Consider the following 12,355-nt stretch of genomic DNA (forward strand, 5'->3'; position numbering starts at 1 on the left):
GTCAGCCTCCCTGCACGGCGGTGAGGATCTCGATCCGGTCGCCGGCCGAGAGCTCCGTGAGCGGCCACGAACTGCGCGGGACCACGGCCTCGTTGAGCGCGGCGGCGACGCCGGAGTTGGCCCGGCTGAGGGTGGCCACCACCTCGGCGAGGGTGGTCGCGGCGGGCACCTGGCGGGGCTCGCCGTTGACGGTGAGGGGGATGTCGCTCATGCGGGGACCTTCGTCGTGAAGCGAGTGGGGGAGAACGGCGCGGCGAGGTCCGGCGTCGTGCCGGTGGCCAGGTACTCGGCGACCACGTCGGCGGTCACCGGGGTGAGCAGCACGCCGTTGCGGTAGTGGCCGGTGGCGGCGACCAGGCCGGGCAGGGCGGTCGGTCCGAGCAGCGGCGCGTTGTCGGGCGAGCCCGGGCGCAGCCCGGCCGACGTCTCCACCAGCGGCAGTTCGGTGATGCCGGGGACCAACTCGTGGGCGTCGCGCAGCAGCTCGTACACGCCGCCGGCGGTGACGGTGGTGTCGTACCCCTGCTCCTCGCTGGTGGCGCCGATCACCAGCTCGCCGTTCTCACGGGGCACCAGGTAGAGGTGCCGGCCGCGGACCACCGCGCGGACGTTGCGGGAGAGGAACGGCCGGTACGCCTCCGGGATCCGCAGCCGCAGGATCTGGCCCTTCACCGGGCGGATGGCCGGCAGCACGCCCTCGGGCAGGCCGGGCAGCCGGTGGCTCCACGGGCCGGCGGCCAGGACGACCTGATCGGCGGTGACGGTCTCGCCGGTGGCGAGCCGGGCGCCGGTGGCGCGGCCGCCCTCGGCCAGCAGCTCGGTCGCCTCGGCGCGGTGCAGCCGGACGCCGGCCCGCTCGCAGGCGAGGACGAGCGCCTTGGCGAGCCGGCGGCCGTCGACCTGGTGGTCGTCGGTGACGTGCAGGCCGCCGCGGACGCCCGGGGCGAGCATCGGTTCGAGCCGGCGGGCCTCGCGGCCGGTGAGCCACTGCGAGTCCAGGCCGAGCCGCCGGTGGAAGGCGTGCAGCTCGCGCAGCTCCTCGCGGTCGTCCGAGTCGAGGGCGACGGCGAGGGTGCCGCACGGGCGGTAGCCGGTGTCCTGGCCGCCACTGGCCTCGGTGAGCTCGGCGGCGAAGGCCGCGTACCGCTCGTTGGAGGCCATGCCGAGGCGCAGCAGCGGCTCCTCGCCGTACTGGAGCTCGGTGACGGGGGCGAGCATGCCGGCCGCGACCTGGGCGGCGCCGCCGCCGGGCCGCGGGTCGGCCACCACGATGTTCTCCAGCCCGCGCTGGGCGGCGCGCCAGGCGACGGCGAGGCCGATGATGCCCCCGCCGATCACCAGTACGCCGGCGTGGGCGTCCGGTGCCAAGCGTGTCAAAGTCGCTGCTCTCCCTTCGCCGGTATGACCCGGATCAGGTTCGGACGGTCGCAGGCCGTGTCAGCCCGCCTCTCAGCCCGGTCCGCCGGGCTCCCGTGATGGTGCCCCCACCTTAACTCCGGGCGTCCGAGCCGCCGAAGGCGCGTACGAAGGGTGGGACGCGGGCGGCCGGGGCCCGAGCAGGCCGGGGCGGCCGGGGCGCCGAAGGCGCGTACGAGGGTGGGGCGGGAGTGGGCCGCGGGGCCGGGAGGAGCGGGAGTGGCCGGTGCTGCCGAGGGGCGGGTACGAAAGGTGGGACGCCCCCTGGCGCGCCCGGCGGGCGCCAGTACAGTGACGGCGTGGCAGAGCTGAGCGGGACGGATCAGGTGGTCGTGGTCGTGGTCGGGGCCGGGCTGGCCGGGGCGCAGTGCGCCTCGGGCCTGCGGCGGGGCGGCTGGCAGGGGCGGATCGTGCTGGTGGGCGACGAGCCGCACGCGCCCTACGACCGGCCGCCGCTCTCCAAGGAGGTGCTGCTCGGCAAGGCCGACGCCACCACCCTGGACGTCGACTTCGCGCACCTCGGCATCGAGGTGCTCACCGGCCGCCGCGCCACCGGCCTCACCCCCGGCCTCCTGCACACCGACGGCGGCGACCTGCCGTACGGCGCCCTGGTGATCGCCACCGGCGCCACTCCGCGCGTCCTGCCCGGCGCCGAGCGCGCGCACCTGCTGCACACCCTGGACGACGCGCTCGCCCTGCGCGCCCTGCTCCGCCCGGGCCTGCGCCTGGTGCTGGTCGGCGCGGGCTGGATCGGCGCCGAGGTCGCCACCGCCGCCCGCACGGCCGGCTGCGAGGTGACGGTCGTCGAGGCGGGCCCGGCGCCCGTCCCCGGTGCGCTGCCCACCGAGATCGGCCGGGCGATGGCCGCCTGGTACGCCGAGGCCGGGGTCGAGCTGCGCTGCGGCGCCGCCGTCGCGGCCGTCGAGCCGGGTGCGGTGCTGCTGGCGGACGGCTCGCACCTGCCGGCCGACGAGGTGGTGGTCGGCATCGGTGCCCGCCCGGCGACGGAGTGGCTGGCCGGCTCGGGCGTCGAGCTGGACGCGGCCGGCGCCGTCCTGGTGGACGAGCGGCTGCGCACCGGCCTGCCCGGCGTCTACGCGGCCGGCGACTGCGCGAGCTACCCCTCCGCCCGGACGGGCGGCCGGCTGACCGTCCAGCACTGGGACCACGCGCTGCAGTCCGGCGAGGCCGCGGCCGCCGCGGTGCTCGGCGCGGACGCCCCGTACGACCCGGTGCCGTACTTCTGGTCGGAGCAGTTCGGCCGGATGGTCCAGTACGTCGGCCGGCACGGCGACGGCGACGAGCTGGTCTGGCGCGGCTCTCCGGCGGACCCGACCTGGGCCGTGCTCTGGCTGCGCGACGGCGCGCTGCGGGCCCTGCTCACCGTCGACCGCCCGCGCGACCTCACCCAGGGCCGCCGGCTGGTCGAACGCGCCACGGTGCTGGACCGGGCCCGGGCCGCGGACCCGGCGGTACCGCTCAAGTCGGCCGCCGCGGGGTAGCGCCGGGGGCCGCTGGACGAGCCCCCGGGCGGCCGGCTGGTGCGCGGCGGGCCGCGGAGGTGGCAGTCTGGTGGCGTGAGTGAGATCGAAAGCAAGATTGAAGCCCTGGTCCCCGAGTGGATGTACCTGCCCGACATCTCGGAGCAGTGGGGGGTCCGGGTCACCGAGGTGCGTGACCTGGTCAAGAACGGCGGGCTGATCGCGATCCGGCGCGGCCCGAACAGGTCGCTGCAGGTGCCGGCGGCGTTCATCGACGGCCCGGGCCTGGTCAAGCACCTGTCCGGCACCCTGACCGTCCTGCGCGACTGCGGGTACAACGACGTGGAGATCCTGGAGTGGCTCTTCACCGAGGACCCGTCGCTGCCGGGCAGCCCGATCCAGGCGCTCCGGGAGAACCGCGGCACCGAGGTGAAGCGCCGCGCCCAGGCGATGCTGATCTGATGGCCGCGGAAACGCTGCGCCGGCGGCTCGCCGACGCCCGGCTCTACCTGTGCACCGACGCCCGGCGTGAGCAGGGCGACCTCGCCGAGTTCCTGGACGCGGCGCTGGCCGGTGGGGTGGACATCGTCCAGCTCCGTGACAAGGGGCTGGAGGCCAAGCAGGAGCTGGCGGCGCTGGAGGTCTTCGCCGACGCCTGCCGCCGGCACGGCAAGCTGCTCTCGGTCAACGACCGCGCCGACGTCGCGCACGCCGCCCGCCCCGAGGTGCTGCACCTCGGCCAGGACGACCTGCCGGTGGCGGCCGCCCGCGCGATCCTCGGCGAGGACGTGCTGATCGGCCGTTCCTGCCACGCCGAGGCCGAGGTGGACGCGGCGATCGCCGAGCCCGGCGTTGACTACTTCTGCACCGGCCCGGTCTGGCCCACCCCGACCAAGCCCGGCCGCCACGCGCCCGGCCTCGGCCTGGTCTCGTACGCGGCCGGGCGGGCCACCGACCGGCCGTGGTTCGCCATCGGCGGCATCGGCCTCGGCAACCTGGACGAGGTGCTCGCGGCCGGCGCGAGCCGGGTGGTCGTGGTGCGCGCCATCACCGCCGCGGAGGACCCGCAGGCGGCCGCCACCGCGCTCGCCCGGCGGCTGCGCCAGGCCTGACGCCGCAGGCGTACGGACGCACAGACGCCGGACAAGGCCGCCGCCGCGCCCCGGGTACTCCTCAGTACTTGCGGACGGTGGCGGCCTCGGCCAGCGCCAGCAGCACCTCGCGGGCCCGTCCGTCGGCCAGCGGTGCGGCCTCCAGCGCGGTCAGCGACTGCCGCATCAGCTCCTCGATCCGCCGCTCCACCAGCTCGGGCGCGCCGCTGCACCCGACCAGGGCCCGCAGCCGGGCCACCTCCTCGGGCGCGAGGTCCGGCGCACCGAGGCGCTCGTCCAGGTGGCGGGCGTCGGCGGCCGACAGCCCGCGCATCGCGTGCGCGACCAGCAGGGTCCGCTTGCCCTCGCGCAGGTCGTCCCCGGCGGGCTTGCCGGTGACCGCCGGGTCGCCGAAGACGCCGAGCAGGTCGTCCCGGAGCTGGAACGCCTCGCCCAGCGGCAGGCCGAACGCCCCGTACGCCTCGACCAGTTCCGGCCCCGCGCCGGCCAGCAGCGCGCCGACCTGCAGCGGCCGCTCGATCGTGTACTTGGCCGACTTGTAGTGCAGCACCGTCTGCGCCCGGTCCAGCGCGCCCGGGTCGGTGGAGTCACCGGCGACCGGCTCCAATACGTCCAGGTACTGGCCGACCATGACCTCGGTGCGCATCAGGTCGAACATCGGCTTGGCGGCCAGCACCGCCGCCGCGTCCAGGCCCGAGCGCAGGAACAGCTCGTCGCACCAGATCAGCAGCAGGTCGCCGAGCAGCACCGCGGCCGAGGTGCCGTACTGCTCGCGGTCGCCGCGCCAGCCGCTGTCGCGGTGCAGGGCCTCGAAGCGGCGGTGGACCGAGGGCAGGCCGCGGCGGGTGTCGCTGCGGTCCATCAGGTCGTCGTGGACCAGCGCGCTCGCCTGGAGGAGCTCCAGGGCGGCCGCCGCGTTGGCGATGCCCTCGCCGGCCGCCGGGCCGCCGGCGCCGCGCCAGCCCCAGTAGCAGAACGCCGGGCGCAGTCGCTTACCGCCGTCCAGCAGGAAGTCGCGCAGCGCCTCGACCGCGGGCGCCAGCTGCGGGGAGATCTTCCCGAGCAGGGCCGCCTGGCCGTCCATGAAGCCGGCGAGGGCCGCGTTGACGCGCCCGCGCACGTCCTCCACGTCAATGGGGTTGGCCGGCCGGTTGCTGGACGAGGTCACGATGAGGCTCCGGGAGTTTGACAGGGGGTGCAGCAAGCCTAGCCGGGCGGCCGGGAACAGCTGTACGGACGAGCCTCCGGGGCCTCCCGGGGCGGCGGGGCCGGGAAGCGGAATACCGTCCACCATTTGTCTCAATTGGTGGGACCGAGTTGTCCGTGCCCTTCGACCGGCGGTTAACCTGCCAGCATGGCACTCGGCGTCGCTTCCACCAGAACAGACCGCGCGCTGACGGTCCGCGAGCTTCTGGCGGCCGGCAAGCGATCCTTCTCCTTCGAGTTCATGCCCCCGCGCACCGAGGTCGGCGAACAGCGTCTCTGGGACGCCATCCGCCGGCTCGAACCGCTCGACCCCAACTTCGTCTGCATGACGTACGGGGCCGGCGGCTCCTCGCGCGAGCGCACCGTCAACATGGTCGGCCGGATCGCCACCGAGACCACGCTGACGCCGGTCGCCCACCTGACCGCCGTCGACCACTCGATCGCCGAGCTGCGCAACATCATCGGCCACTACGCCGACCAGGGCGTACGCAACGTGCTCGCGGTGCGCGGCGACCCGCCCGGCGACCCGATGGGCGAGTGGGTGAAGCACCCGCAGGGGGTCACCTACGCGTACGAGCTGGTGGAGCTGATCAAGGGCATCGGCGACTTCTGCGTGGGCGTGGCCGCCTCGCCGAACATGCACCCGCGCTCGACCGACTGGGACGAGGACATCCGCCACTTCGTGGCGAAGATCCGCTCCGGGGCCGACTACGCGATCACCCAGATGTTCTTCGAGGTCGACGACTACCTGCGGCTGCGCGACCGGGTCGCGGCGGCCGGCTGCGAGACGCCGATCATCCCGGAGATCATGCCGGTCACCAACGCCAAGCAGCTGGACCGGTTCCCGCAGCTGAGCGGTTCGGCCTTCCCGGCCGAGCTGGAGGCCCGGCTGCGCGCGGCCATCGACGACCCGGCCGCCCTGCGCGAGGTCGGCATGGAGCACGCCACCGCGATGTCCGAGCGGCTGCTCGCGGAGGGCGCCCCCGGCCTGCACTTCATCACGCTCAACCACTCGACCGCGACCCTGGAGATCTACCAGAACCTCGGTCTGCACCAGCGCTGAGCTGCGCCGCCGGCCCGGCCGGGCCGGCGGCCGGCGGCACCCCGCACGGGCGGGAGCCGCCGGGAACGCGATGCGGTACCCCGGCCGTTGAACCGGTACAGTCGCCGCACACGCGCGGCGCGCGCGGGCACGCGACTGGAGGTAGCGGGCGGATGGGCATCGGATACCTGCTGCTGTACGCCGCGTTGGCGGTGGTGGCGCTCTGGCTGGTCGCCGAGCTGCTGCTGCAGAACCGCGCCCCGGTGCACTGGCGGGCCCTGGCCCTGGCCGGCTTCCTCGGGGTGCCCGCCGGGATGGCGCTCGGCTCGGTCGTGGTGATCGGCGCCGGCGCGGCCCTCTTCGCGCTCGGCCAGACCCTCGTCACCCTCTCCGTGAAGCGCGGCTACGCCGCCGGCTGGTCGCTGCGCAGCGCCGACGGCAGCCTGCCCGGTCCGCTCGCCAAGGTGCCGCTGCTCGGAGCGCTGACCGGCGGGGCGGTGGTGGCCACCGCGGTGGCGGTCGACCGGATCGGCACGGTCAGCGCGGTCGAGGAGAGCAGCCCCGAGCCGGCACCGGCCGCCGAGGAAGCCCCCGCCGTCGAGCAGACCGCCGCCTTCGAGATGCAGGAGCTCGCCGCGGACGGCGTCTACGCGCCCGGGTACTACGAGCAGCAGGTGCAGCAGCCGCAGCAGGCCCAGCCGGACCCGTACGCCGAGGCCTACCAGGCCGGCTACGACGCCCCGCAGCAGCAGGCCTGGGACCAGAACGTCCAGCAACAGCAGCAGTGGCAGACCCAGCAGCAGCCGGCCTTCGCCTACGACCAGGGCTACGGCGGCTACCAGCAGCAGGCCGTCCAGCCGGACCAGTACGCGGCCTACCAGCAGCAGCCCGACGCCTACGGCGCGTACCAGCAGCAGCCCGACCCGTACGGCTACGAGCAGCAGGCGCAGCACGCGCAGCAGGCCCAGCAGCAGTGGCAGCCCGAGCAGCAGCCGCAGCAGGGCATCCCGCAGCAGCCGGTCTACGAGTACGGCTACCAGCAGCAGAACACCTGGCAGCAGCAGGGCTGAGCCGGGCGCGGCCCCGCAGAGGGAGTCGGCCAGGCCGGTTTCCCCCGCGCGGCGCGCTCAGGCCGGGCCGATGAGGTTGGCCGCGATGCAGGCCGACATGCCGACCCGGGCCAGCCCGCCGCCGGGGTGGGCGGCGCCGCCGATCAGGTAGAGGCCGGGGACGGGTGACTCGTTGGCGGACTGCAGGAAGTTCCCGCCCTGCCCGGCCAGCGCGGGGCGGGGGACGGCTCCCATGAACGCGCCGGTTTCCCGGCGGGTGTCCTCGGGCGTGCGCACCACTCGCCACAGCACCCGCTCGCGCAGGCCGAGCCCGGCCGCGTCGACGTGGTCCAGCAGCCGGTCGGCGTAGCGGTCGGCCAGGCCGGGCTCCGTCCAGTCGACATCGCCCTGCCCCGGCACGGTCACGGTGAGGACGACGCTCTCGTGGTCGTCGTCCGGGCGCAGCGAGGAGTCGTCGGGTCGCAGGACCTGCACCGTCGGGTGCTCGCAGGGCTGGGCGGCAAGGGTGAGCGCGTTCCACTCGGCCGCCGGCTCGGCGGCGTGGACCACGGTGCGGTGCGGGGTGCCGTCCGGCCGCGCCCCGCGCAGCGCGAGCAGAACGACGAAGCGGCCGTTCGGCTGCTCGTAGTGCCCCCACTCGGCGGGGTCGCCGCCGTCCGGCCACTCGGCGATGCGCCGGCTGAACAACGACCAGGCGTCCATCGAGGAGACCACCGCGTCGGCGTCGATCCGGCCGGCCGTGGTGTCGACGCCGCAGGCGCGGCCGTCCTTGGTGGCCACCGCGATGACCTCGGTGTCGAAGCGGAAGTCCACGGCGCGCAGTTCGCAGCGCCGGTACACCGCGTCGGCCAGCGCGCGGAGGCCGCCCTGGACGTACCAGACGCCGAAGGACTGCTCCATGTACGGCAGCACGGTGGCGCTCGCCGGGGCCGTGTCCGGGTGGAGCCCGAAGCGCAGCGCGTACTCGGACAGCAGGGCGGTCAGGGCCGGGTGGCCACCGAGCTCCTGGGCGGCCACACTGGTGAGCGTCCGGGGCCGCGGGCGGAGGAGCCTGGCCAGGCCCTTGCGGGGCGGGCCGGGGTACGGGTCGGTGTGCAGCGGTGCGGGGTCGGCGGGGAGCGGCTCCTCCAGCAGCGGGCGGCGGGTCGCCTCCCAGACCGTGCGGCCGTGGTTCATCACCTCGGCCCAGCGGGCGCCCGAACCGGCGCCGAACGCGGCGTCCAGCGCCTGGATGACGCCGCCGCGGGAGGCGTTCGGCAGCGTCAGGTCGGTGCCGTCGGGGAAGACGTGCCGGCTCTCCGGGTCGACCGGGGCCAGCCCGACCAGCTGCTCCAGCGGCTCCTTGCCGGTCTTCAGGGCGAGGTCGCGGTAGACGGCGGGGAGGGTGAGCAGCCCGGGGCCGGTGTCGAAGGCGAAGCCGTCCCGCTCGTACCGGCCGACCATGCCGCCGTACGTCCCGCTCGCCTCGCAGACCGTCACCCGGTGTCCGAGGGTCGCCAGCCGGGAGGCCGCCGCGAGCCCGCTCATTCCTGCGCCGATGATGACGATCCTTGCCATGGCCCGCATCCTATGACCGCAGGACGGACGCCTCCTCCGCCGGTCGGGCGCCGGCCGCGCGGGCGGCCTTGCGCTCGCGGCGGCGGGCCCGGAAACGCCGGATGCGGTTGATCGCGAACCAGACCATGAGCAGGCCGGCGATCAGCAGGACGGCGGCGACCGAGGCGGCCAGCCACGGATGGAAGATCGCCAGGGTGACCAGGCCGGCCACCGAGAGGTCCTCGGCCAGGCTGACCACGATGTTGCTGGCGGGCTCGGGCGAGGTGTTGACCGCCATTCGCAGCGAGGCCTTCACCAGATGGCTGACCAGCGCCGTGGCACCGCCCATCGCCCCTGCCGCGACCTCGGGCAGCGAGCCCGGGTCGGTGCTCGCGATCAGCGCGCCCACGGTGGCCCCCGCGATCGGGCGGATCACCGTGTGGACGGTGTCCCAGAGGCTGTCCACGTACGGGATCTTGTCGGCCACCGCCTCCAGCAGGAACAGCACGGCCGCCGCGGCCAGCACGTCGGTGCGCTCCAGTGCGGGCGGCACCGAGTCGGCCCCGGCGAACCGGCCCAGCAGGCCGAGCAGCAGCACCACCGCGTACGCGTTGATCCCGCTCGCCAGACCGCTGGTGAAGATCAGCGGAACGATCGTCATCCGTTCCCTCCCTCGGAGTGCCGCCGGGATCCGCCCGGCTCGCCGTACCGTACCGGGACGCCGGGCGGGAGCCCTCCGGTTCCCTCCCCGGGCGGACTGAGTACGGATACTCAGACGCACGGTTGAGTAGCTGAGCGGATGGCCTCCGACCTGCGGAGACGGGAGAGTGGTGGCACCGGGTCGGCGGCGCGTCGGGCACTGCGGGCCCGGGACGGCGGACACGTGCCGTCCGCCGGCCACGGGGGCCGGCGGACGACACCGGCGGGTCCGCACCGGAGCCGGTCGTAGGCCGCGCACCGCCGACACGGGGCGGCGGAGCGGGGTCAGGGGGGACCGGTGACCCGGGGGGCTCCGAAGCGCCGCCGGTGGGGGGACGGCGCTCCGGCGGGTGCGGGGCGGTGGGCGCGGGCCGGCGGGGGAGCGGCCGGCGACCGCCGCCCGCACGCATGTCCGTGCCCGGAGCAGGCGTGCGACGCCTCGGGGCCGCATTGTCAGTGGTCCCGTTCACGATGGAGACGCACGGATCATCCGGCCCGTGCGCTGCCTCGGAACGGGGGAGACCATGACCATCAGCCGGCCTGAGCCCGTCACCGCCCGCCTCCACCTCGCCGCCCACCGGCCGGGCACCCACCAGCCGGGTGCCGACCGGCCCGGCGCCGACGTCCCCGCCGGCGGAGACGTCCACCCGGTGCTGCGCCGGGTCGCCGCCCCGCCCGCCGCGCTCGACCTGCTCGCCGACGCCCGCCGCACCCTCACCCGCTCCCGCGCCCTGGAGGACCCGCTGGAGCGGTACGCCGCCGCCCACCTCGCCGCGCTGCGCACCGTCGCGGCGGTGCTCGCCGTCCGGGGCCGGCCGGAGAAGAGCCCCCGGCGGCGCCGGGCGATCCGCAGCGCCTGGGAGGTGCTGCCCGAGGTCGCGCCCGAACTCGCCGAGTGGGCGGTGTACTTCGCGGCCGGCGCCCGCCGCCGGGCCGCCGCCGAGGCCGGGATCAGGGGTGCCGCCTCGGCCCGCGACGCCGACGACCTGATCCGCAACTCCGCGCTCTTCCTCCGGCTGGTCGAGCGGCTGCTCGGCCTGCACCCGGCGCCGCCCGCCCCCCGGTTCCCGCCGGACGACGCCGGAGGCCCCCACGACCCGGGCGCCCGGCGGTGACCAAGCGCCGGGCGGTGACCGGTCACCGCCCGGCGGCGCGGCCCGGCGGCCCGCAGCGGCCAGGCCGCCGGCCCGGTCTAAGGTGGAGGCGTCCTGATCGATCTGCACGTGCCAAGGAGTCCCACCGTGTACCCGACGCGTCCCCGCAGCGCCCTGCGTACCGCCGTGGTGTGGGAGGTGGTGCGGGCAGCCCTGGAGAAGCGGGCGGCCGAGCTGGACCAGCCGGTGCTCGACGTGGTCGACACCGGCGGCGGCACCGGCAACTTCGCCGTGCCGGTGGCCCGGCTCGGTCACCGGGTCACCGTGGTCGACCCGAGCCCCGACGCGCTGTTCGCGCTGGAGCGCCGGGCCGCCGAGGCCGGTGTGACCGACCTGGTCCGCGCCGTCCAGGGCGACACCCAGACGCTGCCCGACGTGGTCGCGCCCGGCACCGTCGACGCGGTGCTCTGCCACGGCGTGCTGGAGGTCGTGGACGACCCGGCCGACGCGCTCGGCAGCCTGGCCGGGACCTTGCGCCGCGGTGGCTTCGTCAGCCTGCTGGCCGCCAACCGCAACGGCGCCGTGCTGGCCCGCGCGCTCGGGGGCCACTTCAACGACGCGCGGACGGTGCTGGAGGCCTCCGACGGTCGCTGGGGCGAGGCCGACCCGATGCCGCGCCGCTTCACCGGCGAGGAGCTCGACCGGCTCGCCGTCGGCGCGGGCCTGCGGGTGGACTCGGTGCACGGTGTGCGGGTCTTCGCCGACCTGGTGCCGGGCGTCCTGGTCGACGCCGAGCCGGGCGCGCTGGAGGCGCTGCTCAAGCTGGAGGAGGCCGCCGCCGGGCAGCCCGCCTTCCACGCCGTGGCGACCCAGCTCCACCTGCTGGCCACCCTGGCCTGACCCGGGCGGTCGGCACCGTTCGCCGACCCGCCTCACCCCTCTTCTCCTCCCCCTCTCCTCCGAAGCTCCCCAGGTCCCGGCCGATTCCACCCGGTCGGGCACTTGTCCGGGCCTCACCGCGTTGAGCCCAGTGCGGCCCGGACGGCCCGGAGTGGCCCGGCCCACGCGTGGCCGACCACCCCGTAACGGGCCCGTGGACCGTATGATCTGGGTAAAGCCGGAAAGCATGACAGCCGGATGCATGGGGCATATGGACGACACGGGCCCGGGCCCCCGCACAGGCGTCCGACCGCATGTTCTCAAGGCTGATTGGACTTGCCTCCCCGACCGGGGCGGCGGACCGGTCGCACCCGCGACCGACGAGTAGGAGGACTCCGTGCCGCTCTCGGAGCACGAGCAGCGACTGCTCGACCAGATGGAGCGAGCGCTGTATGCCGAAGATCCCAAATTCGCGTCGGCGCTTGAGGGAACCGGGCTGCGCACCCACACCCGTCGACGGGTCTATCTGGCCGTCGGCGGCTTCGTGGTGGGCATCGGCCTGTTGATGGGCGGCATGGTGGTCCCCGACCAGATCTGGGTCAGTGTCGTCGGGTTCCTGGTGATGCTCGGGTGTGCGGTCTTCGCCGTGACGGGCTGGCGCCGTGGTCCGGCCGGCCAGACCTCTGGGCCCCGTCCGGCCCCTGCTCCGCGCCGCAAGGCGGGGATGATGGACCGGGTCGAGCAACGCTGGCAGCGCCGCCGGGACGAGCAGACCGGCGGTTTCTGAGCCTCCGGGCACGAGGCCTGCGGGTACCACCGC

Annotated in this window: 12 protein-coding genes, 1 pseudogene and 1 riboswitch; of the genes and pseudogenes, 8 read left to right on the forward strand and 5 right to left on the reverse strand. The window is 75.4% G+C overall.

Features of this window, described 5'->3' with window-relative positions:
* Position 1 precedes the first annotated feature (1 nt).
* Both thiS and thiO read right to left on the reverse strand, forming a co-directional pair.
* Positions 2 to 211, reverse strand: a complete 210-nt coding sequence (gene thiS, locus ACZ3YO_RS01295; protein ID WP_465563277.1) for a sulfur carrier protein ThiS — start codon at positions 209 to 211, stop codon at positions 2 to 4.
* Entirely contained in the window at positions 208 to 1,377 is a 1,170-nt protein-coding gene (gene thiO / locus ACZ3YO_RS01300) for a glycine oxidase ThiO (protein ID WP_465563280.1), read from the reverse strand. Before thiO ends, thiS begins: the two co-directional genes overlap by 4 nt.
* Positions 1,372 to 1,484, reverse strand: a riboswitch (TPP riboswitch). It overlaps the preceding gene by 6 nt.
* A gap of 240 nt (positions 1,485 to 1,724) precedes the next feature.
* Here thiO and ACZ3YO_RS01305 point away from each other — a divergent pair.
* From ACZ3YO_RS01305 to thiE, 3 genes are all read left to right on the forward strand, one after another.
* A complete protein-coding gene (locus ACZ3YO_RS01305; protein WP_465564136.1) occupies positions 1,725 to 2,918 on the forward strand; it encodes an NAD(P)/FAD-dependent oxidoreductase in 1,194 nt (397 codons plus the stop codon).
* A 75-nt stretch (positions 2,919 to 2,993) separates the two neighbouring features.
* Entirely contained in the window at positions 2,994 to 3,359 is a 366-nt protein-coding gene (locus ACZ3YO_RS01310; protein ID WP_396319394.1) for an Rv2175c family DNA-binding protein, read from the forward strand.
* A complete protein-coding gene (gene thiE / locus ACZ3YO_RS01315; protein ID WP_465563283.1) occupies positions 3,359 to 4,009 on the forward strand; it encodes a thiamine phosphate synthase in 651 nt (216 codons plus the stop codon). Before ACZ3YO_RS01310 ends, thiE begins: the two co-directional genes overlap by 1 nt.
* A gap of 61 nt (positions 4,010 to 4,070) precedes the next feature.
* Here the strand turns inward: thiE and ACZ3YO_RS01320 are convergent, their stop codons facing one another.
* A complete protein-coding gene (locus ACZ3YO_RS01320) occupies positions 4,071 to 5,177 on the reverse strand; it encodes a polyprenyl synthetase family protein (RefSeq protein WP_465563286.1) in 1,107 nt (368 codons plus the stop codon).
* A gap of 186 nt (positions 5,178 to 5,363) precedes the next feature.
* On the opposite strand from ACZ3YO_RS01320, the gene metF reads away from it, so the two are divergent.
* Positions 5,364 to 6,278 (forward strand): methylenetetrahydrofolate reductase [NAD(P)H], encoded by a 915-nt coding sequence (gene metF / locus ACZ3YO_RS01325; protein ID WP_465563289.1) that lies wholly within the window; start codon positions 5,364 to 5,366, stop codon positions 6,276 to 6,278.
* A gap of 152 nt (positions 6,279 to 6,430) precedes the next feature.
* Positions 6,431 to 7,327, forward strand: a complete 897-nt coding sequence (locus ACZ3YO_RS01330; protein ID WP_465563292.1) for a hypothetical protein — start codon at positions 6,431 to 6,433, stop codon at positions 7,325 to 7,327.
* Between the two features lie 57 nt (positions 7,328 to 7,384).
* Here ACZ3YO_RS01330 and ACZ3YO_RS01335 read toward each other — a convergent pair whose 3' ends face one another.
* Positions 7,385 to 8,884 carry a phytoene desaturase family protein gene (locus ACZ3YO_RS01335; protein ID WP_465563295.1) on the reverse strand — a complete coding sequence of 500 codons (1,500 nt, stop codon included), beginning with the start codon at positions 8,882 to 8,884 and terminating at the stop codon, positions 7,385 to 7,387.
* Between the two features lie 10 nt (positions 8,885 to 8,894).
* Positions 8,895 to 9,524: a DUF4126 domain-containing protein gene (locus ACZ3YO_RS01340; RefSeq protein WP_465545673.1), complete on the reverse strand. Its 630-nt coding sequence runs from the start codon at positions 9,522 to 9,524 to the stop codon at positions 8,895 to 8,897.
* A 638-nt stretch (positions 9,525 to 10,162) separates the two neighbouring features.
* Here ACZ3YO_RS01340 and ACZ3YO_RS01345 point away from each other — a divergent pair.
* From ACZ3YO_RS01345 to ACZ3YO_RS01355, 3 genes and pseudogenes are all read left to right on the forward strand, one after another.
* Positions 10,163 to 10,677, forward strand: a pseudogene (locus ACZ3YO_RS01345) (SAV_6107 family HEPN domain-containing protein).
* Between the two features lie 126 nt (positions 10,678 to 10,803).
* Complete coding sequence (locus ACZ3YO_RS01350; protein ID WP_465563299.1) at positions 10,804 to 11,556, forward strand: methyltransferase domain-containing protein; 753 nt, start codon at positions 10,804 to 10,806, stop codon at positions 11,554 to 11,556.
* Between the two features lie 376 nt (positions 11,557 to 11,932).
* Entirely contained in the window at positions 11,933 to 12,322 is a 390-nt protein-coding gene (locus ACZ3YO_RS01355; RefSeq protein ID WP_465563302.1) for a DUF3040 domain-containing protein, read from the forward strand.
* The last annotated feature ends 33 nt before the right edge of the window (positions 12,323 to 12,355 follow it).

This window comes from Kitasatospora sp. NPDC022785 (assembly GCF_055561295.1).